This is a genomic window from Adhaeribacter arboris (assembly GCF_003023845.1).
GTDB classification, from domain to species: domain Bacteria; phylum Bacteroidota; class Bacteroidia; order Cytophagales; family Hymenobacteraceae; genus Adhaeribacter; species Adhaeribacter arboris.
This window is the reverse complement of the sequence record NZ_PYFT01000001.1, coordinates 3,329,801-3,353,767: the sequence shown is the minus strand read 5'-3', so window position 1 is coordinate 3,353,767 and position 23,967 is coordinate 3,329,801. Positions and strand designations below refer to the sequence as shown.

Annotated in this window: 21 protein-coding genes; 16 read left to right on the top strand and 5 right to left on the bottom strand. The window is 42.4% G+C overall.

All coding sequences use genetic code 11. The annotated features are described in order from the left end of the window. Positions 1–159 precede the first annotated feature (159 nt). Positions 160–891, bottom strand: coding sequence for a polyprenol monophosphomannose synthase (locus AHMF7605_RS14035; protein WP_106930307.1), 732 nt, complete (start codon positions 889–891; stop codon positions 160–162). Positions 892–1,036: 145 nt separating this feature from the next. Between AHMF7605_RS14035 and AHMF7605_RS14030 the strand changes: the two genes are divergently transcribed. Then, the gene (locus AHMF7605_RS14030; protein ID WP_106930305.1) at positions 1,037–1,552 is read left to right on the top strand and encodes a D-glycero-alpha-D-manno-heptose-1,7-bisphosphate 7-phosphatase; all 516 of its coding nucleotides are present in this window, start codon (positions 1,037–1,039) and stop codon (positions 1,550–1,552) included. Between the two features lie 287 nt (positions 1,553–1,839). On the opposite strand, the gene AHMF7605_RS14025 is transcribed toward AHMF7605_RS14030, so the two are convergent. After that, on the bottom strand, positions 1,840–3,237 hold the full coding sequence (locus AHMF7605_RS14025; RefSeq protein ID WP_106930303.1) for a type III PLP-dependent enzyme domain-containing protein: 1,398 nt from the start codon (positions 3,235–3,237) through the stop codon (positions 1,840–1,842). A gap of 77 nt (positions 3,238–3,314) precedes the next feature. On the opposite strand from AHMF7605_RS14025, the gene AHMF7605_RS14020 reads away from it, so the two are divergent. From AHMF7605_RS14020 to AHMF7605_RS14005, 4 genes are all read left to right on the top strand, one after another. Next, a complete protein-coding gene (locus tag AHMF7605_RS14020; protein WP_106930301.1) occupies positions 3,315–4,286 on the top strand; it encodes an arginase in 972 nt (323 codons plus the stop codon). A gap of 196 nt (positions 4,287–4,482) precedes the next feature. Then, positions 4,483–6,276, top strand: coding sequence for an arginine--tRNA ligase (gene argS, locus AHMF7605_RS14015; RefSeq protein WP_233219080.1), 1,794 nt, complete (start codon positions 4,483–4,485; stop codon positions 6,274–6,276). 145 nt (positions 6,277–6,421) lie between these two features. After that, entirely contained in the window at positions 6,422–7,036 is a 615-nt protein-coding gene (locus AHMF7605_RS14010) for a glutathione peroxidase (RefSeq protein ID WP_106930299.1), read from the top strand. A gap of 14 nt (positions 7,037–7,050) precedes the next feature. Beyond that, positions 7,051–7,989 carry a 1,4-dihydroxy-2-naphthoate polyprenyltransferase gene (locus tag AHMF7605_RS14005; protein ID WP_106930297.1) on the top strand — a complete coding sequence of 313 codons (939 nt, stop codon included), beginning with the start codon at positions 7,051–7,053 and terminating at the stop codon, positions 7,987–7,989. A gap of 169 nt (positions 7,990–8,158) precedes the next feature. On the opposite strand, the gene AHMF7605_RS14000 is transcribed toward AHMF7605_RS14005, so the two are convergent. Continuing rightward, entirely contained in the window at positions 8,159–9,622 is a 1,464-nt protein-coding gene (locus tag AHMF7605_RS14000; RefSeq protein WP_317046532.1) for a DEAD/DEAH box helicase, read from the bottom strand. Between the two features lie 220 nt (positions 9,623–9,842). On the opposite strand from AHMF7605_RS14000, the gene AHMF7605_RS13995 reads away from it, so the two are divergent. After that, positions 9,843–10,595, top strand: a complete 753-nt coding sequence (locus tag AHMF7605_RS13995; protein WP_106930295.1) for a YebC/PmpR family DNA-binding transcriptional regulator — start codon at positions 9,843–9,845, stop codon at positions 10,593–10,595. Positions 10,596–10,737: 142 nt separating this feature from the next. Continuing rightward, complete coding sequence (locus tag AHMF7605_RS13990) at positions 10,738–11,418, top strand: hypothetical protein (protein ID WP_106930293.1); 681 nt, start codon at positions 10,738–10,740, stop codon at positions 11,416–11,418. Positions 11,419–11,554: 136 nt separating this feature from the next. Here the strand turns inward: AHMF7605_RS13990 and AHMF7605_RS13985 are convergent, their stop codons facing one another. Both AHMF7605_RS13985 and AHMF7605_RS13980 read right to left on the bottom strand, forming a co-directional pair. Further along, entirely contained in the window at positions 11,555–13,432 is a 1,878-nt protein-coding gene (locus AHMF7605_RS13985) for an ABC-F family ATP-binding cassette domain-containing protein (protein WP_106930291.1), read from the bottom strand. Positions 13,433–13,574: 142 nt separating this feature from the next. Further along, complete coding sequence (locus AHMF7605_RS13980) at positions 13,575–13,979, bottom strand: SPW repeat protein (protein ID WP_106930289.1); 405 nt, start codon at positions 13,977–13,979, stop codon at positions 13,575–13,577. Positions 13,980–14,219: 240 nt separating this feature from the next. Here AHMF7605_RS13980 and murI point away from each other — a divergent pair, with 240 nt between their 5' ends. The 9 genes from murI to AHMF7605_RS13935 all read left to right on the top strand — a co-directional run bounded on the left by murI (position 14,220) and on the right by AHMF7605_RS13935 (position 23,959). After that, positions 14,220–15,035: a glutamate racemase gene (gene murI, locus AHMF7605_RS13975; RefSeq protein ID WP_106930287.1), complete on the top strand. Its 816-nt coding sequence runs from the start codon at positions 14,220–14,222 to the stop codon at positions 15,033–15,035. A gap of 210 nt (positions 15,036–15,245) precedes the next feature. Further along, positions 15,246–15,860 carry a hypothetical protein gene (locus AHMF7605_RS13970; protein WP_106930285.1) on the top strand — a complete coding sequence of 205 codons (615 nt, stop codon included), beginning with the start codon at positions 15,246–15,248 and terminating at the stop codon, positions 15,858–15,860. Between the two features lie 17 nt (positions 15,861–15,877). After that, positions 15,878–17,098, top strand: a complete 1,221-nt coding sequence (locus tag AHMF7605_RS13965; RefSeq protein ID WP_233219071.1) for a glutathionylspermidine synthase family protein — start codon at positions 15,878–15,880, stop codon at positions 17,096–17,098. Between the two features lie 91 nt (positions 17,099–17,189). Then, positions 17,190–18,293: a complex I subunit 1/NuoH family protein gene (locus tag AHMF7605_RS13960; RefSeq protein WP_106930283.1), complete on the top strand. Its 1,104-nt coding sequence runs from the start codon at positions 17,190–17,192 to the stop codon at positions 18,291–18,293. A 3-nt stretch (positions 18,294–18,296) separates the two neighbouring features. After that, positions 18,297–18,872 carry a 4Fe-4S binding protein gene (locus AHMF7605_RS13955; protein ID WP_106930281.1) on the top strand — a complete coding sequence of 192 codons (576 nt, stop codon included), beginning with the start codon at positions 18,297–18,299 and terminating at the stop codon, positions 18,870–18,872. A gap of 178 nt (positions 18,873–19,050) precedes the next feature. Next, positions 19,051–19,566, top strand: coding sequence for an NADH-quinone oxidoreductase subunit J family protein (locus AHMF7605_RS13950; protein WP_106930279.1), 516 nt, complete (start codon positions 19,051–19,053; stop codon positions 19,564–19,566). A 109-nt stretch (positions 19,567–19,675) separates the two neighbouring features. After that, on the top strand, positions 19,676–19,987 hold the full coding sequence (gene nuoK, locus AHMF7605_RS13945) for an NADH-quinone oxidoreductase subunit NuoK (protein ID WP_106930277.1): 312 nt from the start codon (positions 19,676–19,678) through the stop codon (positions 19,985–19,987). Between the two features lie 12 nt (positions 19,988–19,999). Then, positions 20,000–22,201, top strand: a complete 2,202-nt coding sequence (gene nuoL, locus AHMF7605_RS13940) for an NADH-quinone oxidoreductase subunit L (RefSeq protein WP_106930275.1) — start codon at positions 20,000–20,002, stop codon at positions 22,199–22,201. 27 nt (positions 22,202–22,228) lie between these two features. After that, positions 22,229–23,959: a complex I subunit 4 family protein gene (locus AHMF7605_RS13935; RefSeq protein ID WP_106930273.1), complete on the top strand. Its 1,731-nt coding sequence runs from the start codon at positions 22,229–22,231 to the stop codon at positions 23,957–23,959. The last annotated feature ends 8 nt before the right edge of the window (positions 23,960–23,967 follow it).

Here is a 23,967-nt window from a genome sequence, read left to right as displayed (position 1 = left end):
GTAATTGCTACTGGTATTCAGCGGTACCTAACCAATCTTTGCCAGTTCTCCGAAAGCTTGCTGTTTTCTTAAACCTTAAATTTGATGACAAGTTTAAAAAAATGAAAGTTAAAATTAATCGGCCACAAACTTATACAAAAGGTAAAGAAATATCCGGCCTTAGCGGTTAAAGTAACGGAAGTAGCTGTTAATTTTCATTTTTAATACGCCGTAAAAAGCTTCTGTAATAATGCCTTTGCTTATTTTTGAAGTGCCTTTGGTGCGATCGGTAAAAATGATGGGAACTTCTTTTATTTTAAAGCCAAACTTATAGGCCAAAAATTTCATTTCAATCTGAAAGGCATACCCGATGAACCGGATTTCATCGAGGTTAATGGTTTCAAGCACTTTCCGACGATAACATTTAAAACCAGCAGTAGCGTCCTGGATGGGCATGCCCGTTACTAACCGTACGTAGGCACTGGCAAAATAGCTCATTAAAACCCGGTTCATGGGCCAGTTTACCACATTTACTCCCTGTATGTAGCGGCTGCCGATCGCCACATCGTAGCCTTCGCGGTGGCAAGCATCGTACAGGCGGGGTAAATCATTGGGGTTATGCGAAAAATCGGCATCCATTTCAAAAATATAGTCGTAGCCGTGCGTTAAGGCGTATTTGAAGCCATGAATGTACGCGGTTCCTAAACCTAACTTCCCCGTGCGCTGCTCCAGAAATAAGCGATCTTTAAATTCGTACTGCAAGCTTTTTACAATAGTAGCCGTGCCATCGGGAGAGTTGTCGTCGATAATTAAAATGTGAAAAGGAGTAATAAGGGAAAATACGCTGCGAATAATATCTTCAATGTTTTCTTTTTCGTTGTAGGTAGGAATAATAACAAGCGAATTCTTCATGGTGCGGCAAAGATAACAAAATCACTAGGAAACGGAATTTGCAGTATTTGATTAAATTTTAACGGCCTATTTTTGCAGTTCTGGTTTTATCGTGTCCTAAGCATGAGGACTTACCTTTAAACCAATTGACTCGTGAAATTTTGCAATGACTAAACAAAAATGCGTTTTCTTGGACCGCGACGGAGTATTGAACGTAGAACGCGGCGATTACACTTATTTGCCCGAAGATTTTATCTTAGAAGAAAAAGTGCCGGAGGCGCTAGCCTTATTGAAGCAAAGAGACTTTTTATTAATTGTGGTTACCAACCAGGGAGGTTTGGCTAAAGGATTGTTCACCCGGGCACAAATGGAAGCCTGCCACCAGAAATTACTGCAAAATGGCAATTACCTTATTGATGCTATTTATTATGCGCCCAGCCATCCGGCTATTTCGGCATCGTTGTCCCGTAAACCCGACTCATTGATGCTGGAAAAAGCAATTGCTAAATTTAATATCTCTCCAACCGAGTCGTGGTTAGTCGGTGATCAATTGCGCGACATGCAAGCGGCCGGAAAAGTAGGCGTAAAGGGTATTTTAGTAGGGCCACATGCACCCGAAACTTATGTCCGGCAGCAGCAAAATCTCTGGGAAGCAGCCCGGTTTATTATAGCCCAAGCATAAAAAAAACCGGCCTAAACCGGTTCTTTCATATTTAATAAAAAGACTTTACGCGGATCAGATTCTGTTCTTGCCTACCGCTGTATGAGCCTTTACTATGGGGGAGCTTTTTGCAGGATCCGCTTTAGAGTAAGCCGGACAAGGCATAGATCTGCAGGAGCTAAAGCCCATTATACAAACGGCACCAATAACAAATAACTTTTTCATGTATATCTTTTAAGTTTCCTTTTATAGTACAAAAATAAAGCAATTAGTGTTCCATAAAAATAAACGCTAAAATATTTTTTCTATTATTTGTAACCCAATATTTTTAACATCGAATCACTGTCTTGCTCGTCGGCAAACATCTTGGTTTTCAGATGCCCATTGTCATCGCGATCGATGATAACGTGCCGGGGAGCAGGAATAAGACAATGCTTGATACCACCGTAGCCACTCAATGATTCCTGGTAAGCGCCGGTATGGAAAAAGCCAATATACAAGGGCTCTTTCTCGTCAGGAGCAATAATGGGTAAAAACACCTGGAACGAGTGCGTTTCTGAATTGTAGTAATCCTGGCTGTCGCAGGTAAGGCCGCCAATCTGTACCCGCCGGTAATCTTTGTGCAGGTGGTTTATGGCCAGTAAAATATACCTTTGACTCAAGGCCCACGAATCCGGCAAGTTGGTAATAAACGAGCCATCAATCATGTACCACAATTCTTTATCGTTTTGCAGCTTTAAATCCAGAATAGAATAAATATTCGCGCCGCTTTCGCCTACCGTAAAAATACCAAACTCGGTAAAAATGTTAGGCTCCGGTACACCTTCGGCCTGGCAAATGCGCTGAATAGTGCGCAATATTTCTTCTACCATGTACCGGTAATTGTACTCCGACTGAATAGAGGTTTTAATCGGGAAACCGCCGCCAATATCAATGCTGTCCAGTTCGGGGCAAACTTTCTTTAATTCGCAGTATTTGTGTACGAACCGGCTCAGTTCCGACCAGTAATACGAAGTATCTTTAATGCCGCTGTTAATAAAATAGTGCAGCATTTTAAGCTCAAATTTGGGATCGTCCTTAATTTTATTTAAATAAAGGTCTACCACATCGTTGTAGCGGATACCCAAGCGCGACGTATAAAATTCAAATTTCGGCTCTTCGTCGGATGCTACCCGAATGCCCAAACGGCATTTTTCGTTTACGTGCTCTTTGTAGTAATCAATCTCCGACAAGTTGTCCAGAATAGGGGTTACATTATAGAAACCATCGTTAATCAGTTCGGCAATGTAGCTTTTGTACAGTTCCCGTTTAAAGCCGTTACAAATTACGTAGCGGTCTTTACCCAACTTGCCTTTTTCGTATAATGCCCGGATAATCGGAATATCGTACGACGAGGAAGTTTCAATGTGAATATCGTTCTTTAAAGCCTCTTCGAGCACAAAAGAAAAGTGCGAAGATTTGGTGCAATAGCAATAGGTGTACGTACCTTTATAATTGAGCTTTTCTATGGATTCTTTAAAAAGCTTTTTGGCTTTCTGAATTTGAGAGCTGATTTTGGGTAAATAAGTGAGTTTGAGCGGAGTGCCGTATTCTTTAATGATTTCGAGCAGCGGAATGCCGTTAAAAATCATCTGGTCATCTTCTACGTGAAATTCTTCGGTGGGAAAATCAAATGTTTGGTTAATTAAATCGATGTATTTATCCATGCTTGGTTTAAGTCTTCGCGGGCGATGTAAAATTGTTTGTATTTTACCATCTTTGCAAAAGATTGTTGTGTTAACAAATGAAAAACATTAAACTCATTGAGGTACGTTCAGAAATCGGAGCCGGCACGCGTGGAGCGAGCATGGGCGTGGATGCCCTGAAAGTAGCCTGCTTGAATAAACAATCCGATTACTTTAAGCGTTTCAATTCTACGGAAGTTGCTAACTTAAATTATGTACTTTTCGACCGTAATTTATTTCCCTTCGCTAAATACATCGATTCGGTTTTAACGGTGCAAAAAAGTATAGCCTCCACGGTAAAACAAACCATGGAGCAAGACATGTTTCCGCTGGTTTTAGCCGGCGACCATTCTAATGCTGCCGGAACTATTGCCGGTATTAAAGCGGCTAATCGGGATAAAACGTTAGGTGTCATTTGGATTGATGCTCACGCGGATAGCCATTCGCCGTATACCACTCCTTCCGGTAACATGCACGGCATGCCTTTGGGTATTGCCTTAAACGAAGACAATCTATGCTGCCAGATAAATAATCCTGACCCGGAAACGCTTTTTTTCTGGAATGCTCTGAAAAGAATTGGGGGAGAGGGGCCTAAGCTCAAGCCAGAACATTTGGTTTATGTTATGGTGCGTTCCACGGAAGAGCCCGAAAATACCCTCATGCGGGAGCATAGTATAAAAAATTATAAATACGATGAGTTTAACGCGAAAGGCCCGGTGCAAGTAGGCCAAGAGGTATTAGAACGCTTACGGGATTGCGATATCATCTATGTGTCGTTTGATGTAGACAGCCTCGATCCTAAATTTTCGCGCGGTACCGGTACTCCTGTCGCCATTGGCCTCACGGTTACTCAGGCACAGGAGCTGTGTTATACTTTATGCCAAAGCCCCAAAGTTTGTTGTTTTGAGATGGTGGAGATTAACCCCATGCTGGACATTAAAAATACCATGGCTAAAAACGCTTTCCGCATACTGGAAGCTGCCACCGAGGCAATTCTAAATCAATCGGAGCTAACAGAAAATTTAGGTTAAGTGCTTTTTCGAAGGCTTTGTTGCTACCTTTATAACCGGAAGAATTAGAGATGTAAGCCATTTGCTATAAATAATATCGGCGCTTTTTGAAATTGATTTAAACAAAGATTTTTCCGGAACAACAAAGAAGTAACAGAATACAATTTATGGTTGGCGCTTTACTTTCTTAAATTTACTTAAAACGTACCACTCGTTTATGATTGAATTAGAACAGATTATTAAAGAAAATATTAGTCAGGCATTTCAAAATTTATATAATTTAACAGTAGGGCCGGGGTCTATTTTGTTACAACCCACCCGTAAAGAATTTGCCGGTACCTTTACCTTTGTTACTTTTCCTTACACTAAAAGTATTGGCAAAACCCCGGATATTATTGGAGTAGAATTAGGTAAATACCTGAAAGAAAATACTACCGAAGTATACAATTACAATGTAGTAAAGGGTTTTTTAAATTTAGAAATAGACGATGCAATTTGGGCCGGAGTTTTCCGCCAGTTAGCTACCGATGCTGATTTTGGATATGCCAAAGACAAAAAAAGCAAAGTGGTAGTGGAGTATTCTTCACCCAATACGAATAAACCTTTGCACCTGGGGCATTTGCGCAATAACTTTTTAGGTTACTCCGTAGCCGAAATATTAAAAGCCAACGGGCATGAGGTGGTAAAAGTAAACTTGGTGAACGACCGGGGTATTCATATTTGCAAATCCATGCTGGCTTACCAAATGTACGGTCAAGGCGAAACCCCTCAATCTTCCGGCATTAAAGGCGATCACCTGGCGGGTAAGTATTATGTGCTGTTTGATAAAGCTTATAAATCGGAGATAGATGAACTGGTTTCCAGTGGTATGGAAGCAGAAGCAGCCAAAAAAGAAGCTCCTTTAATGCGGCACGCGCAGGAAATGCTGCAAAAATGGGAGCAAGGCGACGAAGAAGTGATGCAACTCTGGCAGCAAATGAACGGCTGGGTGTACGAAGGTTTTGCCGAAACTTATCAGAATATTGGCGTTGATTTCGATAAATTTTACTACGAATCCCAGACCTATTTACTGGGTAAATCTTCCGTAGACGAAGGCTTGGCCAAAGGCGTATTTTTTAAAAAAGAAAACGGTTCGGTTTGGGTAGATTTAACCGCCGAAGGGCTGGACGAAAAATTAGTGCTACGCGCCGATGGTACCTCGGTATACATTACCCAGGATTTAGGCACCGCCGAACTAAAATACCAGGACTTTGGCTACGACTCGTCTATTTACGTTATTGCCGATGAGCAAAATTACCACATGCAGGTGCTGCAAGCTATTCTTAAGAAGCTGGAAAAACCTTACGCCCATGGTATTTACCATTTATCTTACGGCATGGTAGATTTACCGTCGGGCAAAATGAAGTCGCGCGAAGGTACCGTAGTAGATGCCGACGAGCTGGTAGCCGAAATGGTAGAAACGGCTCGCAAACAAACCGATGAGTTAGGCAAGATTGAAGGTTTTACCGCCGCCGAAGCCCAGCAATTGTATCATGTACTGGCGATGGGTGCACTCAAATATTTTCTGCTGAAAGTAGACCCAAAGAAACGGATGCTGTTTAATCCGGAAGAATCCATCAGCTTTATTGGCAATACGGGGCCCTTTATTCAATACACCCACGCCCGGATAGCGGCTATTTTACGGAAAGCAGCGGAACTGAATATTCCAACGGATGCAACTGCCTATGCCGAAGCAGTAACTTTTCATGAAACGGAACGGGAGGTAATTACGCAACTGGCCGCCTTCCCGAACGTGGTACAAGAAGCGGCTAATTTGTACGCTCCTTCCGTTGTAGGGCAATACGCGTACGAGTTAGCCAAAGCTTATAATCGTTTTTACACCGAAGTATCTATTTTCCAGGAAACCAATACGGCCGTACTGAGCTTCCGGGTAACTTTATCTAAAATGGTAGCTCAAACTATTAAACGGTCTATGCTCCTGCTGGGCATTGAAGTTCCTGAGCGGATGTAGGATTAGACACTTGATATAGGACTCTAAAAATTTAACTTTAGAAAGAAAGTCCGGCTTATTGTAAAGAATTCAGAAGCTTTCCTTTTTCTGTTAGAATTATTTTTTCCTTTAAAAAGAAAAACGTTCAGGTAATTGTTAAACAAATATGAAATACACCGGTATACTTTTATTGCTGTCCGCATTATTTAGCTGTCAGCAACAAGCGACTAACGCAAAAGAACAAACTGCTAACCTTAACGAAACAATTATGGAAACGGCTGCTACTGCACCGGTAGAAGGAAATAAGCCTTCGGTGTATGATTTTAAATTTAAATCTTTGCAAGGCGAAGAAATTAACCTGAACGAATATAAAGGCCGTAAATTGCTGCTGGTGAATGTAGCCTCGGAATGTGGGTTTACGCCGCAATACAAAGAGCTTCAGCAATTGTATGATCAATACGCGGGCAAAGTAGTGGTAATTGGTTTTCCGGCCAATGATTTCGGGGGCCAAGAACCCGGCTCGAACCAGGAAATTGCTACTTTTTGCGAAAAAAATTACGGCGTTACTTTTCCGGTAGTAGAGAAAATAACCGTTACCGGACCGAACCAACATCCCTTATATAAATTTTTATCGCACAAATCGCTGAACGGAGTTACCGACGAGGCGCCATCCTGGAACTTTTGTAAATACCTGATTAATGAAGAAGGAAAAGTAGTTCAATTCTTTCCGTCGAAAGTGACGCCGCTTAGTTCCGAACTAATTGCTGCTATTCAAAAATAAACCACCGTATTCGTTTGGCTACTTTTTCTCCTCCGGTTACCCCATCCAGCAAAGCTAAAGCCTGGATAGCTGCTTTCCGGCTACGAACTTTGCCCTTAGCTTTAGCGAGTATTGGCATGGGGAGTTTTTTAGCCGCCGTACAAGGGAAATTTAACTGGTTGGTGGTGTTCTTGTGCGCCTTTACCACGGTTTTATTGCAGATTTTATCTAATCTGGCCAACGACTACGGCGATTCGCGGCACGGTGCGGATAGCCAGCACCGCGAAGGACCATTACGAGCGGTACAAGCAGGAGCAATTACCGCCGCTGAAATGAAAAAAGGAATTTATTTAACAGCCTTTTTAAGCTTACTATCGGGTATTTTGCTTTTATATACTGCTTTTGGTTCTAGTGGCTTATACTTATTTTTACTTTTTCTGAGCTTAGGATTACTATGCATTTGGGCGGCTGTGTCGTATACGGCTGGGGGCAATCCGTACGGTTACGCGGGGTTTGGCGACCTGGCCGTTTTTATATTTTTTGGTTTGATAGGTGTACTCGGAACGTTTTTTTTGCAAACACAGGCTTTTTCACCTGCTATGCTCTTACCCGCCGCCAGCCTCGGTTTCTTCTCGACCGGGGTACTCAATATTAATAACATCCGGGATATTCGTTCGGATGAACTGGCCGGGAAACGATCGGTTCCGGTGCGTTTAGGTCCGCTGCGAGCCCGAATTTATCATTGGATATTACTGGGTAGCGGTTTGCTTTGTGCCGTTGTTTATGTTCTGCAACACTACCGTAGCCCTTGGCAATTTTTGTTTTTGCTTACCCTACCACTTTTTTTCCGGAATGGCTCCCGCGTTTACCAATTACAACAACCCGCCCAACTAGACCCTTACCTCAAGCAAATGGCCTTAAGCACCATGCTTTTTGTACTACTTTTTGGCCTCGGGCAGTTGATTGGATTGTAATCAGGAGAAATAAATAATACTTAACTCTTGGATTAACCTGAGGTATACCGAGCGGATTATGCAGCTACAATCCGCCTCATTATTTAGGGTTAGTGTTTTTAAGTGGCAACTTTCCAAGCTAATGTTGCCCCAGTTTAATACTCTTATTAAAAGTACTATTTATCCAGAATTATTCCTCCGCTGTCTTCAGGGATGTGTTAGTGTCAGAAGCTTGAGATTGACCTTCTGGTTTGGGACCTCGTCTCTTACTATTACGTTTCTTTGGTTCAAAAGGCTTTTTCGGTCTTTCTGCTCCAATTTCTGGGTTAATTTTAGGTGCTTTTGATTCTACTCGGGCGGTTGCGTTTGGCTTACGGATAGGCTGATCCGGAGACTTCGCTGCGTGGGAGCGAGTTTTTGGTTTATTTTTAGAATTCGATTTATTTCGTGGTTTACTTTCGCGATGTTTATTTGGTTCAAAGGCGGGTCCGGGTCCAATATCTTCGGGGTTCTCTAGTTTTGGTATTTCCCGCTCAATTAGCCGTTCGATGCGCACTACGCGCCCCTGATCTTTCTCGTTGATAAAAGTAATAGCAGTACCGGTTGTGGCCGCCCGGGCCGTCCGGCCAATGCGGTGAATGTAATCTTCCGCATCTTGCGGTACATCGTAATTTAATATATGACTGATATTATCAATGTCAATTCCACGCGACATAATATCGGTAGCTACTAAAATTTGAAATTGTTTGTTGCGAAAGCCTTGCAAGGTAGCTTCGCGTTCTTCCTGCGTACGGTCAGAAGTAATGCCTTCCGCTTTATGTCCCATCTTTTGCAGAATCCGGGCAATATCGTTTACCGCCGATTTACGGGAAGTAAAAACAATCATACTCTGCACAGTTAAATCTTTCAGTAAATGTTCAAGTAGTTTGGGCTTTTGTTTATCGTAGGTCAGATACATGCGTTGGTCAATCCCTTCTGCGGGTTTGGAAATTCCCAAATTAATTTCAGTAGGATTCTGTAAAATTTTACGGGCCAGTTCGCGTATTTTAGGCGGCATAGTAGCCGAAAACATTAAAGTTTGCCGTTTAACGGGTAATTGGCTTACAATACGCAATAAATCAGGCATAAAACCCATATCCAGCATTTTGTCGGCTTCGTCGAGTACCAAATAATCCAGTTTATCAAATTTTACGTAGCCCATGTTCATGTGCGCAATTAAGCGGCCGGGAGTGGCAATAATAATATCAGCACCGCTGGTAATTGCCTTTTTTTGCTGATCCCAGCTTTCGCCTTTGTTGCCGCCGTAAATGGCGATAGAGGTAGCAGGTACAAAATAAGCAAAGCCGGCAATCTGGTCGTCAATCTGCTTGGCCAGCTCTCGCGTAGGTACTAATACTAAAGTGCTGGTATGGTCGTGCTTAGCGTGCGAAATTCTATCTAACAAAGGCAGAACGTAGGCAGCCGTTTTACCGGTACCGGTTTGCGCACAGGCAATTAAATCATGGTTTTCCAGAATTACCGGAATAGCGGCCTGTTGAATAGGCGTAGGTTTCCGGAAGTTCATGGCATCAATACCAGCTAGCAGATCATCGTGTAACTGAAAAGAATCAAAAGTAGATTCTGCAACAGGTTGATTATCGGGTTGATTATCCATTGTATATCAAGCAAATTCTATGTCTTAAAAAGTAAAGATAGTAATTTTTAGCGGCATTAATGGCTTAAATGAAGGAGTATTCGCGTTACAGAGAACTTAGAATTGTGTAATTAATAGGTAAACTTGGTAATAATAAATAGCTTTCAACAACCTCTTTACATTGCTAAGTTTATTAAATAAATTGGCAAAGTTTAAATATTAAAAACAGGTTAAAGGCAATATGTCAGGACACAGTAAATGGTCAACGATAAAGCGGAAGAAAGGAGCCTTGGATGCCAGACGCTCCAAAATATTTACGAAAATAGTGAAAGAAATATCGGTAGCAGTAAAAGAAAGCGGCCCCGACCCGGATGGTAATCCGCGTTTACGCTTAGCTATTCAGAGCGCCAAAGCGGTTAACATGCCGAAAGATAACATTGAACGAGCCATTAAAAAAGGGTCGGGGGCAGATGAGGCAAATTACTCCGAAGTTACGTACGAGGGATATGCTTCGCATGGCGTAGCGGTTTGTGTAGAGTGCCTGACGGATAATTTAAACCGGACAGTAGCCAGTGTACGGTCGGCATTTAATAAATACGGCGGGGCGCTGGGTACAACCGGATCGTTGGATTTTCTCTTCGACCGGAAAGGTGTATTTGTATTAAAACAAACCGGGAATCCGTTAGACGAAGAAGAATTTACTTTTGATTTAATTGATGCCGGTGCGGAAGAAGTGCTGTTTGAAGATGAATTTATAACCATTTATTGCGCCATGGAAGATTTCGGAGCCTTGCAGAAAAAAGTGGAAAGTTTATCTTTTGAAGTAGAAAGCGCCGAACTGCAGCGAATTCCGAAAACAACTATTGCTCTGGACGACGAAGCATTAAAAAAAGTACTTAAACTAATTGACGTACTCGAAGACGATGATGATGTGCAGAAAGTATATCATACCCTGGAGTTAAATCAAGAGCAGTTGGCGCAACTAGAAGAGTAAAATGGAATAAGGAGGTAAACCATAAAATTGGCTGCAAATTTGGATTAATGAATTTAAGATAATCAGTAATAAATTTGCGCATAAGAAGTTAAAATTTTACGTAACGTTTCTGCCGGAGCGGGAATGGCTAAAATGAAAGAATATGGAAGATAAAGTCGAAGCAATATTTGAAGGCTTAAAGCAAAAATCAATTACCAAACAAACCATTTACCGGAATACGCAAGAGGTATTTGAAAAAATGCGGGTGGCCGCCGCCGATATTGTAGCAATATTAAGTCAGAAAATTACCGAAGTAGATTCGAACGTGGTAATTGAATACCGAAATATCAACGAATTTGAATTTCATATTAAGTTTTCCGGCGATTTGCTCATTTTCGTAATGCATTCAAATGTTATTACGTTTCCGGATGATCACGAATTAATGAGCAGCGATTACGTGGAAGAAGATTTTCGCCGGCGTTTTTTCGGGCACATTATGGCGTATAACTTCATGGCCGATTCGATTAAATATAACCGGATGAACGACCCCGGTTATTTACTGGCCCGCATCCTGATTAACGTAGAAAATCACTTTTACCTGGAAGGCGTTAGCGAACTGGATTTGGAATATACCGATATGGCCAAAAATATTGTGGATAATAAAGCCTTACGCTTATTCATAGAAAGTGCCATGGTTGCTTCCGTGAACAACGATTTAATAGCGCCAGCCCTGGAAGATATTAAAAAGATTTCGGTGAAGCAGAAAATGGAAAACCAGCAGGTAAGCCGGGGTCAGAAATTAGGTTTTAGCTTCAGCTACGAAAATAATAACTTTAAAGGCTAACTAGTATCTGTTTTAGTATTGCCCCTGATACCTCAAACTAAATGTTTTTGCCTGAAAGTATGAGAATGAATTAAAAACAGTAAGGTGTTTAAAAAGTAAAGCCGGAAAAACTAATTTTCCGGCTTTACTTTTTATATCAATCCATTAAATCGGCGAGTTCCAGCCAACGTTCCGATTTATAGTCGATTTGTTGGTTTAGTTGCTTCAGGCGGGCGGCATCTTCGGCTATTTTTTTATGATCACCCGTGCCACTATTTATGCGGTTTACCAGGGTTTCTTTTTCGGTTTCTAACTCCTGAATTTCTTTTTCTAATTGCTCGTATTCGCGTTTTTCGTTATAAGAAGCTTTGCGTTTGGTGCTTGCTGGCGCAACAACGGCGGCCGACGAAGCACCGGGTGACTTGGCAATTGGCTTAGAGGCTTCTTTTTCCTTTTCAGCGAGCCACTCGCGGTAATCGGTATAGTTACCCGGAAAATTGCGGATTTTACCTTCTCCTTCAAACACGAACAAGTGCTCCACCAATTGATCCATAAAATACCGGTCGTGCGAAACAATCAGCAAGCAGCCGCCAAATTGTAACAGAAAATCTTCCAGAATATTAAGCGTAATAATATCTAAATCGTTAGTAGGCTCATCCAGAATCAGAAAGTTTGGATTTTTAATGAGTACCCGGAGCAACTGCAAGCGCCGTTTTTCCCCCCCGCTTAATTTACCCACTAAAGTATACTGCTGCGCCGGCGGAAACATAAAATGCTGCAGAAACTGCGAGGCCGTAATTACTTCACCGTTCGCCATTTCTACTACTTCGGCAATTTCCTTTACAATATCAATTACCCGTTGGTCATCTTTAAAAGTAAGCTCATCCTGGGTATAATATCCGACTACGGTAGTTTGGCCGGGATCAATTTCGCCGGAATCCGGGTTTACTTTTCCGGTTAGCATATTCAGGAAGGTGGTTTTACCCGCGCCGTTCTCGCCAATTATGCCAATCCGGTCTTTTTTCTTAAAAACGTAGGAGAAATCGGTAACAATCTTTTTATCGCCGTAGGTCTTCGAAATCTTTTCGACTTCAATGATTTTACCGCCTTGCCGCGTTGTTTTTACCGACAATTCGAGCTGAGACTGGGTTACTTTACTGCTGGCTTTTTCTTTTAAATCGTAGAAAGCATCAATGCGCGATTTAGATTTTGTACCACGAGCCTTGGGTTGGCGACGCATCCAGTCGAGTTCTTTGCGCATCAGGTTGCGGGCTTTTTCTACTTCCAGGTCCTGTTGCATTTCACGTTCGGCTTTCTTCTCTATAAAATAAGCGTAATTACCCTTGTAGGAAAATAATTTGCCTTGATCCAGTTCTACAATTTCGTTGGCTACTTTGTCCAGAAAATAACGATCGTGGGTAACCATTAAAATAGTTTGCTGCGGCGACGAAAGTACGTTCTCCAGCCATTCAATAGTATCTAAATCTAAATGGTTGGTCGGCTCATCCATAATCAGCAAGTCCGGTTCTTCAATGAGTACCCGGGCCATAGCTACTCGTTTTTTTTGCCCCCCCGATAAATGCCGGATTTCTTTTTCCAGGTCGGTGATACCAAATTTACCCAGAATCTGTTTTACTTTGGCTTCGTAATCCCAGGCTTGTAATTCTTCCATGCGCTCCATTAAACGCTGCAATTGGTCGGGGTCGGCGTTATCCTGGTGCACACAACGTTCGTACTGGCTTATCGTTTCAATGATTTCGTTCTGACCCGAAAACAAAGTTTGCTGTACCGTTAAATTTTCGTCGAACTCGGGTTGCTGGCCTAAATAACCAATTCTTATTTCTTTCCGGACACTCACCGAACCTGAATCAGGCGCTAGTTTGCCGGCCAGTACATTTAATAAAGTAGTTTTACCCGAACCGTTTACGCCTACCAGGGCCAGGCGCTGCCCTTTACTAATACCGAAGTTTAGCTCCCGGAAAAGCCAACGATCGGCGAATGTTTTGGAAATATTTTCTGCGGATAAGTAATTCATAATGCAAATTTAACGGAAAGATTTGGAAGCCATTCGATTATACGGAATGGTTTTTCTTAATCAGCCAACCCTAAATACAGAAACAAAAAAAAGCCGGCAATAGCCGGCTCTTAAAATAAACCAATTAATGAAACTAATAAAATTACATCCGATTCTGGTTCATGTCGTTCATTACGGAATTTCTGGAAGTACTAACTACCGTAGAAGGAACGGTGCGCGTCATTAAAGAAGCTAAAATCGAGAATACCCCGAAAATTACGTGTGGTTCCCAAACAACTTCGTCGAAATTAAATATCCAGGGCGAAGCAGCTAAAAACAGACCAATAAATAAGTCCATGCGCAGGTGGCTAGCCATGGGTATTTTCCGGATAATACCTACTTCAAAATCCGTCATGATGGTTTGCAGCAACACCATAATACCTACAATTACGGGTACCCAGGTTTCAGCGCCTCCGTTATTAAAGTCAAACACCCAAGGAGAAGCTATTAAAATAATTCCCACTAAATAATCTAAAATTCCGTGGATTCTGGTTGGTATGATTCTCATAGTTTTGTTTAGTTTGTTAGGAAAAAGCTACTATTTCAATTTGGTTTTATATACGGTTATAATAAGCTAAAGTTTAAAAATGCAAAATAAATTGCGTTAAAGAGATTTATAAGGTTATACGTATAAAATAAGTTATATAAGTATAAATACGTAAGTATGTGTATAAATTATATATTTTACGGATTGCAGCCTCGTGAGTAATTCAAGTGATAATTCCGCAAATTGCCGTAATTTTGCTTTATGAGCCAAAATTTAAAACAGCAACCCATTGGGGTTTACGACAGCGGTATTGGTGGTTTAACCATGGCCCAGGCAATTACTCGCTTGTTACCTCACGAACAATTAATTTATTTCGGCGATACCGCGCATTTACCCTACGGTGATAAATCAACGGCAGCTATTCAGGCTTACTCCGTTAAAATTTGTAATCTTCTTATTCAGCAAAAGTGTAAAGTTATTTTAATTGCCTGTAATTCGGCTTCGGCGGCAGCTTATGATTTAGTACGGGAATACGTGGGCAGCAAAGCCAAAATTTTAAACGTAATTGATCCGGTTATCGAATATATCGGGCAAAAGTACCCGAATAAAACGGTGGGCTTAATTGGTACGAAACAAACCGTACATTCTAATGTTTATAAAAAGAAGATTGATGCTTTAGATAAAAATATATCCCTGCAATCGGTGGCTACGCCTTTGCTGGCTACCATGATTGAAGAAGGATTTTTTAATAACAATATCAGCGAGAGCGTTATAGCTAAGTATCTCTCTGACCCGGCCTTGGCCAATATCGAAGCTCTTATTTTAGGTTGTACCCATTATCCGTTAATTAAAAATCAGATAAATGAGTATTACCAAGGGCAAGTAGATATTGTAGATGCCTCGGAATTAGTAGCCGGTCACATGAAAACTTTCCTGGTAGCTAACCATTTAGCCGCCGATAAACTAGCAAAGGAACACGAATTTTACGTATCAGATTTTACCCGCTCCTTTGAAGAATCTACCAAAATATTTTTTGAAAGGGAAGTAAACCTGGAACATTACCCGCTGTGGGAGTAATTGGTCCACAGTCTATGGTCGATAGTCCACAGACTTCAATCACCGTTGAATTGCTGGTTCATGGTTCATGGACTAGAGATTTAAGCAAGGATGAAAAAGGCAACGTAAATAAAGAGGCGGAGATATGTATTGATTAAGTTAAAATTTACGTATACAAAATAAATGTTCGTGGACTATCGACTGTGGACTAATTACCATCGACTAAATATCATGAAAAAACGCTATCATATAATTGGGGATTTAAAGCGCAACGTGCTTATTTTGGCAGCCGCGAGCAGTTTAGGACTAGCCAGTTGTAATTCTTCCTCGAACAATACCGCCGAAGATACAGCTTCCAGTGACTGGTCGACGGGGGCGAGTAACCTGAGCCAGGGCGTTATTACCGAAATGACGGAAACAAGCCCGAATAATTGGAAAGTTACCGACGAACGTCCCGCCGGAGCAGGTCAGGTTGCGGCTATTTTAAAACATTACGATGGCAAAATAGATACGCTTACCGGCGAACCGCTGCAACGCGCCATGAACGAGTACGCCTCGGTGCATCCTAATAATACGAATCGGTTCGGGATGATGGATGTCCTTATGTGGAGTGGTATCGGGTACATGGCGGGTAGGATGTTATCGCCTAATCCGGCATATTACGCTAATTCTTCGATCTTTAACCGTACCAGCGGCTGGCGCAACAGTGTTTACCAGCAACGTCAACAGAGTGGCGGTCGGGGAGGCTATTACGGCAGCGGCGCGTTTCGGAGCCGGAGCGTAACGCAGGCACCGCAAGGTCGGTCCGGTTATTTTTCCGGACGTCGGAGTGGTTTTTCGGCTTAAACTTTTAAAAATTTAATTTGGCTACTTTACTTTCCGGAATTTCCCCATCGAACTCAAATAATAACTTGGTACGGGTAATTACCCACCAAGGTAATGTAAATGCGGTGCTGCAAGGTTTAGGTTGGACCTGGGTAACGGAAGAAGGTTGCGCTAATTATTTGCCCGGTGAAGCCGTATTATTACCCGAAACAGAAGCCGATGCTTTACTCAATGCGGCTACTCAATTATACGACATGATGGTAGCCGCCGTGCCAGATGATCTGCCCGACGACTTTCTGCGAATTTTAGATATTCCCGAAAATTTATGGCCAATTATCCGGCTTTCGTGGAACGACGATCGTCATTGGCACCTTTATGGTCGGTTCGATTTAGTGCAAACTCCTCAAGGCCCCAAGTTGCTGGAGTTTAATGCCGATACGGCTACTTCTATTCCGGAAACGGCAGTAGTGCAATGGGCCAGTTTAGCCGCGGCCGGTAAAAATGATGCGGCGCAAGCTTCGGGGTTATACGAAGCTTTGGTGGAACAACTCGCCACTTGGCGCAGTTTAAGTGCTGATTTAGCTCCCAACCTGGTCTTAACTTACATTGGCGAAAGCACCGAAGACCGTACCAACTGCGAAGTAATTGCCCAAGCGGCGCGGGAAGCCGGCTTTGATGCTTATTTATTCCCGATTGATGAATTGACTTTTTCTACTGAAGGAACTGAACGAGGCGTTTGGGGCGAAGTAGGTAAAAACGAGTGGTTGCAATTTCCTTTTATTTTTAAATTATTACCCTGGGAGCAAATTGCCTGGGAAGAACCGGAACTCGCCGAAGATTTAGCCAGCTTGGTTCTTACCCGCAATGTAGTAGTCGCTAATCCGGCCTATACTTTGATCTGGCAAAGCAAAGGTTTTCTGGCCTGGCTCTGGAAAGCTTATCCGAACCACCCCCTTTTACTCGAGACCTCCTTAGAACCAATAAGAGGAAAATACGTCCGGAAACCTTTTTTCGGCCGCGAAGGCCAGAACGTGCAAGTAGTAGACCAGCGAATTTTGGAAACGAAAGAAGGCGAGTACGGGAACCAGAAGGTAGTATATCAGGCTTGGGTAGATTTACCGCAAGATGAGGCCGGTAATTTTTACCAGTCCGGTGTTTTCTGGGCCGGAGAAGGTTGCGCCATTGGTCTGCGCCGCGAAAAAGGCATTATCACCAATTTATCGCAATTTTTGCCGCATTTGCTGGAGGTGAACAGATAATTTACATCCTGTCCATAACAATCCGGTAATAAAGCGTTTCTTATTTCATAATATTTGAAATACCTTTGCCTGCTATTCTGGTAGGAGTAATATGCTGGCATTACTTATTTGCATTGTAGTTATTTTGGGGCTGGTAATTGCGCTGGCTTACGCGGAACGTAAAGTAGCGGCTTTTATTCAGGATCGCCTAGGTCCAACGGAAGTTGGTCCGTACGGCATGTTTCAGGCTATAATGGATGTACTCAAACTGCTGCAAAAAGAAGATATTGTACCTGCCACCGCCGATAAAAATTTATTTCGTATTGCCCCAATTATAATTTTTGCGGCCGTACTGGCCGGTTTCGCCGTGGTGCCAGTTTCGCCGGATATTATTTCTTCTGGCGCGGAGGTTGGCATTTTCTTTTTACTTTCCATCGTGTCACTGGATGTAATTGGCTTACTCATGGCCGGTTGGGGCTCGAATAACAAATACGCGGTGCTGGGTGCCATGCGGTCGGTGGGGCAAATTGTTTCGTATGAGATTCCAGCTGGGCTGGCTATTTTGAGCGCCGTTATGATTTGCCAATCGCTGAACTTGCAGGAAATAAGTTTTCAGCAAGGAATTTTACTCCATCATTTTGCCGGGCTGGAAAACGAGAAGAATTATTTATTTGGCTTAAAAGCCTTAAACGTGGATGTAACGGCGGTAGGTGGAATTACTACCTGGAACATAATCCGGATGCCGTTTTTGCTCGTCAGTTTTGTTATTTATTACATCGCCTCGCTGGCCGAGTGTAATCGGGCGCCGTTTGATATTCCGGAAGCGGAATCGGAATTAGTGGCCGGTTTTCACGTAGAATATTCTGGTTTTCGGTTTGCTGCTTTGTTTTTAGCCGAATATACCCTAATGGTGCTGGTTTGCCTGGTAGCTACTATTTTATTTTTAGGCAGTTGGAATACGCCTTTACCCAATATGGGCCCGTTAAAATTAGCCACCTGGACTACCGGAACTCCGGGTACTATCGTAGCTACTAGCTGGGGATTTTTCTGGTTAATGAGCAAAGTAAGCATTTTGTTGCTTTCCCAAATTTGGCTTCGCTGGACTTATCCCCGTATGCGCGTAGACCAGTTGATGCAACTTTGCTGGAAAATTTTAATTCCGGTAAGCTTAGGAATGGTGCTTTTAGCAGGCGTCTGGCGCTTGTTAATGATTTAAAAAATGAAAAAGAATTCAATAAGTATAGAAAGAAATAAAGGTTTTTGGACAGCTGTTCATTCCTTGTGGAGTGGCCTGATGCTCTCGCTGCGGCATATAAAAAAGGCAACCAAACGCCGAGAGCAAATGTATGTTTCCGATCCGGATTATTTTACCCAAAAAGAAGGATTGGTTACTTTAAAATATCCGTACGAAACCATTCCGGTGCCCGATAATGGCCGCTACCGGCTGCACAACGAAATGGATGATTGTATTGTCTGTGACCTTTGCGCGAAAATTTGTCCGGTAAACTGCATCGAAATTGAGTCGATAAAAGCCACCGAAGAAATTGGGATAACTTCCGACGGTACCAAAAAACGGCTCTACGCGCCTAAGTTTGATATTGACATGGCCAAGTGTTGCTACTGCGGTTTGTGTACCACCGTTTGCCCAACCGATTGCTTAACCATGACGAAGGTGTACGATTTTCCGGAGGTAGATATTAAAAATATGATTTACCACTTCACCGACCTAACTCCCGAACAAGCCCGGGAAAAGCAAGAATTATTTAAAAAACAGCAAGCTGCCAAAGCAAAATAAATTACAAGTTGCAGGTTTCAAGTTACAGGTTGTAGATACAGGAGAAATAAACAGATAATAAAAATATAAAAAATGACGATAAATCAAGGTAAAGTAAGTTCTAAATCCTAATAAGGCAGATACTTTTTAAACTTTACAACCTTTTAACTTTTCAACTTTAAAACCTCTCAACTAAACAATGGCCCTTATTTTATTTTACGTATTTGCGTTTTTAATAGTGGGCTCGGCGCTGTTGCTGGTTTTTATGAAAAACCTTTTGCACGCGGCATTTATGTTGTTAATCACCTTGCTGAGTTTAGCAGCGGTGTATGTTTTACTGTTTGCCGATTTTTTAGCGGTTACGCAATTGATGGTTTACGTGGGTGGTATTTTGGTACTCATTCTATTTGGTATAATGCTGAGTAACCGGGGTGATACTATTTTTATTCGGTCGGAGTCGAGTAATGGTATTGCCGGAGGGATGCTTTCTTTTTTGTTATTGGGTGGTTTGGTTTATGTTATTACCCGGACGCATTTTATGCAATTGCCCTGGCTCCGCCATTCTGAAACAATAGCATCTACGGGGGTAAAATCTACCTTGCATGGTATTGGTATCAACTTAATGACTAACTTTGCACTCCCTTTTGAAGTAGCATCTTTTATTTTGCTGATTGCTTTAATGGGAGCCGCTTTTATCAGTTCGCAAGCTAAATGAGTAAAAGCCTTTAACTGTAATTATTTTAGAATCGGGTTAAAGTGGAATCAATTGGGAACCATAAAATTATAAATTAAAGAACGAGCAACTAATAACCTATAACTACATCATGGCGTCTATTCCGCTCGAACATTTGCTGTTATTAAGTGCTGCCTTGTTCTGCATTGGAGTTTTGGCCATTGTAACCAAGCGCCACGCCGTAGCGGTGTTAATGGGAATTGAGCTAATTTTTAATGCGGCTAATTTAAACTTAATCGCCTTTAGTCAACACGATCCAAATTTATTGCAAGGGCAGGTTTTTGCGCTCTTCGTAATTATTATTGCCGCCGCGGAGGCCGCAATTGCCTTGGCTATAATTTTAAAAGTGTATCAATATTTTAATACCGTAAACGTAAACGAGGTAGATACTTCGCGCGGATAAGACGAAAACGTTTTGAACACCGACCCTCTAACGAGCAGTTTAACCGGAACGACAAACTTACAAGTGGCGCTTGGCTTACTTTTACTGCCTTTACTAGCATTTGGGATTTGTTTTTTATTCGGAAAAAAAATAACTAGGCAAGGTGATTGGCTAAGCATTGGGGCGGGCGCAGTAATTTTTTTGCTGGCAGTATATTTATTTAGCCAAGTCTGGCAGCAACCAGTGGTACATGGCCGCTTTACCTGGTTCCAGTTGGCCGGTTCCGCTCAAACGCATCAACTTTTTACAGCCGGAATTTACCTCGATAATCTGACAGTATTAATGCTGGTGCTGGTTACTTTTATTTCTTTATTAGTCCAAATATTTTCCGTAGCCTACCTGCACGCCGATGAACATTACAACCGCTATTTTGCCTTCCTGAGTTTATTTACTTTTAGTATGCTGGGCCTGGTACTGGCCGATAATTTACTAATTATATTTATTTTCTGGGAACTGGTAGGTTTTTGCTCTTACCTGCTCATTGGTTTTTGGTTCGACCGGCCCGCTGCTGTTCAAGCCAGTAAAAAAGCTTTCATTGTTAACCGCGTCGGCGATGTAGGTTTACTGATCGGATTGTTTTTGTTGTACAGCATTTTTGGAACATTCGATTTGGTGGCACTCAAAGAGCCTTTAGCTCTAATGCAAACAAGTTTTAATGGTAATTTTAGCTTGTCTGCTCTTCCAACCATTGAACCATCACTCCAAATTCCAGTTAGTTTGCTTACTTTAACCGGATTAGCCTTATTTTGCGGTTGCGTAGGTAAATCGGCCCAATTCCCGCTACAAGTTTGGCTACCCGATGCCATGGAAGGGCCCACCCCGGTTTCGGCGCTTATTCACGCCGCTACTATGGTGGCAGCTGGTATTTACCTTTTAGCTAAATGCTACGCCTTTTTTACGCCCGATGCTTTACTAGTTATTGCCATAGTAGGAGCCATTACGGCTTTAATGGGTGCTTTAGCAGCGTGTACGCAGTTTGATATTAAAAAAATATTGGCTTATTCTACTATCTCGCAATTAGGCTATATGGTAATGGGTATGGGGGTAGGAGCGCACGATGCGGCATTGTTCCACCTGACAACGCACGCTTTTTTTAAGGCGGCGCTTTTCCTGAACGCCGGTATTATTATTCACGCGGTGCACCATGTGCTGGTACAGGAGGGAACCGAAGCATCTGCCGTTATGGATGCCCAGGATATTCGCAACATGGGAGGATTATGGAATAAACTGCCGTACACTTTTTATTCGTATTTGTTAGCGGCCGCCGCTTTGGTGGGCATACCTTTTTTTTCCGGATTTTTGTCCAAAGAGGCTATTTTAATCGGGGCCTGGACGTGGGCAGCTTACGGGCACGAAAAACTGGGTAATAGCTGGTGGTATGTAGTGCCGGTAATTGGGTTTTTATCGGGGGCTTTAACCGCCTACTATATGACGCGCCAATTATTATTTATCTTTCCGGGCCAGTTCCGGTTACCTTTCGGAGAAAAGCATTTGCGGGTAAGCGAACACCGTGAAACTTCCTTTTTAATGCTCGGGCCGGTGATTCTTTTATCTTTGTTGGCTTTAGGTATTTTTTACGCCGTTAATCCTTTTAGCGCCAGCGAAAGCTGGCTATCTGCTGGTATTTCTGTAGTATCCTTAAATCCGCAAAAGTTTTTGCTTGCCGGTAATTTCCTGGCAGGATTAAACGGTTCGGAGCATTCAGTCATTCATCTTTACACGGCAATAGTGTCCGTTTTAGCAATTTTATTGGGAACTGGCGTAGCCTGGTTACGTTTTCGGGGTAATCTTATTACTACCGCAGCCAGTTACGAATTATCGGCGCTGCCCTCCAGAGGGTTTTCGAGTTTCATTTACCATAACTTTCATCTGAATAAGTTGTATGAAGCCATTTTGGTACAACCTATATTGTGGCTGGCTCAAATAACGGCTAAAACCGACCAAAATGTTATTGATTACGGCATAAATACTTTCGCGAAAATTCTGGTAGTTTTTTCTAAAATTGTAGGTTGGTTTGACCGGGCAGTGGTAGACGGGTTGGTACGAACGACGGGAGCATTGGTGCAATTATCCGGTAACTTAGGCCGCTGGATGCAGAATGGTAAAATCCAGACGTATTATATATTTTCACTTTTAGGCTTGTTATTGCTCGTTTTTTACATTTTAATCTTTTAACAAGTCTGCTGAAGCAATTTAACTTGAATGAATTTTATTCTGAGTAGTCTAATTTTTCTTCCCTTAGCAGCGGTTCTGCTTATCCTGGCTCTGCCGGGTAGAGCAACCCGACTTATTCAAGTGGTAGCATGTAGTATTACAGCGATAGAATTAATTTTGGCTATTTGGTTATATCAGCAATTTAATGCCACCACCGAAACAGGTTATCAGTTCGTAGAAAAAGTGAAATGGATTAATTTGAGCTTAAACAGCTTAGGTTACCTGCGGATTAACTATTTTCTGGGGGTAGATGGCTTAAGCATTGCCATGGTATTGCTCACTGGGATTATCGGTTTGATCGGAGCCATTTCGTCTTTCTCCATTACTAAAAGTGTAAAAGGATATTATGCTTTGTATTTGCTGTTATTGAGCAGCATTATGGGGTGTTTTCTGGCGCTCGACTTATTTTTATTTTATCTGTTTTTCGAGTTCATGCTATTGCCCATGTATTTCTTAATTGGAATATGGGGAGGACCGCGCCGGGAGTACGCTGCTATTAAATTTTTTATCTATACCTTAATTGGGTCTATTTTTATTTTAATTGTTATAATCGGGCTATATACCTCCGTGATTGACCCATTAGCAACCGGACAACAAATGGGTTTGTTAACGAATGCTTTAGGAGATGCTGCTGGAATTATTACGAAGGTACAAGACTTATTAGCAATTGGTAAAGTACCGCGACAAGTGCTGGTTCATACTTTCAGCATCCCGGATATAGTTTCGGCGGGCAATTTTATCCCGGGTAGTTTGCTGCACTTAACTTCTGGTAAAATGGTAGGTTCAGTGTCAATCCGGTTAATGGCTTTTCTGCTTTTATTTGCCGGTTTTGCCATTAAAATGCCTTTAGTGCCCGTACATACCTGGCTTCCCGATGCCCACGTAGAAGCCCCCACCCCTATTTCAGTGGTTCTGGCCAGTTTACTGCTAAAAGTGGGGGCGTATGGTTTGCTCCGGATTGTGTTTCCGGTATTTCCCGATGGAGCAATTTATTTTTCTTATTTTTTGGGTGTATTGGCGGTAGTAACTATTATCTACGGTGCCCTTTGTGCTTTAGCAATGAGCGATTTAAAAAAGTTAATTGCTTATTCGTCGGTTTCGCACATGGGTTTTGTATTATTAGGCTTAGCGGCTTTAACTTCGGAAGGAGTAAACGGAGCCATCTATCAGATGTTTAGCCACGGTCTTATATCCGCCATGCTGTTTTTGGTAGTGGGCGTAATTTACGATCGGTCAGGAAGCCGTTCTATTGTTTGTTTTCGGGGGTTAGCCGGTACCATGCCGGCCTTTACTACGGTAGCCGTTATTGCTTTTTTTGCTTCTTTGGGTTTACCAGGGCTGGCGGGCTTTATCGCCGAACTGCTGGTGCTCCTCGGCGCTTTCGCCTCGGCTACTACATCGGGCATTCTGCCACGGTGGGTAGCAATAGCCGCCATGGCGGGTATGATTTTGGGTGCCGCGTATTACCTTTGGGCCTTACAACGGATGTTCTTTGGTAAAAACTGGATTCACCCGGAATTGCGGGAGCGGACCCGACTAACCGATTTAACTACGCGCGAATACACTCTTTTTATTCCGCTGGTAATTTTGGTAATCTTATTCGGTATTTTACCCAGTGTTTTACTCGATAAGATAAGTTTAGGAGTGAGTGGTTTCCTGCAGCACGTTCTCACGCAGGGAGCGCCGCAACTAAATCAGGTTTTAAATTCTATGCCTTAATCCAGGAG

Coding starts and splice junctions, on each gene's coding strand:
- AHMF7605_RS14035 (WP_106930307.1), bottom strand. CDS start 891: ATGAAGAATTCGCTTGTTATTATTCCTACCTACAACGAAAAAGAAAAC.
- AHMF7605_RS14030 (WP_106930305.1), top strand. CDS start 1,037: ATGACTAAACAAAAATGCGTTTTCTTGGACCGCGACGGAGTATTGAAC.
- AHMF7605_RS14025 (WP_106930303.1), bottom strand. CDS start 3,237: ATGGATAAATACATCGATTTAATTAACCAAACATTTGATTTTCCCACC.
- AHMF7605_RS14020 (WP_106930301.1), top strand. CDS start 3,315: ATGAAAAACATTAAACTCATTGAGGTACGTTCAGAAATCGGAGCCGGC.
- argS (WP_233219080.1), top strand. CDS start 4,483: ATGATTGAATTAGAACAGATTATTAAAGAAAATATTAGTCAGGCATTT.
- AHMF7605_RS14010 (WP_106930299.1), top strand. CDS start 6,422: ATGAAATACACCGGTATACTTTTATTGCTGTCCGCATTATTTAGCTGT.
- AHMF7605_RS14000 (WP_317046532.1), bottom strand. CDS start 9,622: ATGGATAATCAACCCGATAATCAACCTGTTGCAGAATCTACTTTTGAT.
- AHMF7605_RS13995 (WP_106930295.1), top strand. CDS start 9,843: ATGTCAGGACACAGTAAATGGTCAACGATAAAGCGGAAGAAAGGAGCC.
- AHMF7605_RS13990 (WP_106930293.1), top strand. CDS start 10,738: ATGGAAGATAAAGTCGAAGCAATATTTGAAGGCTTAAAGCAAAAATCA.
- AHMF7605_RS13985 (WP_106930291.1), bottom strand. CDS start 13,432: ATGAATTACTTATCCGCAGAAAATATTTCCAAAACATTCGCCGATCGT.
- AHMF7605_RS13980 (WP_106930289.1), bottom strand. CDS start 13,979: ATGAGAATCATACCAACCAGAATCCACGGAATTTTAGATTATTTAGTG.
- murI (WP_106930287.1), top strand. CDS start 14,220: ATGAGCCAAAATTTAAAACAGCAACCCATTGGGGTTTACGACAGCGGT.
- AHMF7605_RS13970 (WP_106930285.1), top strand. CDS start 15,246: ATGAAAAAACGCTATCATATAATTGGGGATTTAAAGCGCAACGTGCTT.
- AHMF7605_RS13960 (WP_106930283.1), top strand. CDS start 17,190: ATGCTGGCATTACTTATTTGCATTGTAGTTATTTTGGGGCTGGTAATT.
- AHMF7605_RS13955 (WP_106930281.1), top strand. CDS start 18,297: ATGAAAAAGAATTCAATAAGTATAGAAAGAAATAAAGGTTTTTGGACA.
- AHMF7605_RS13950 (WP_106930279.1), top strand. CDS start 19,051: ATGGCCCTTATTTTATTTTACGTATTTGCGTTTTTAATAGTGGGCTCG.
- nuoK (WP_106930277.1), top strand. CDS start 19,676: ATGGCGTCTATTCCGCTCGAACATTTGCTGTTATTAAGTGCTGCCTTG.
- AHMF7605_RS13935 (WP_106930273.1), top strand. CDS start 22,229: ATGAATTTTATTCTGAGTAGTCTAATTTTTCTTCCCTTAGCAGCGGTT.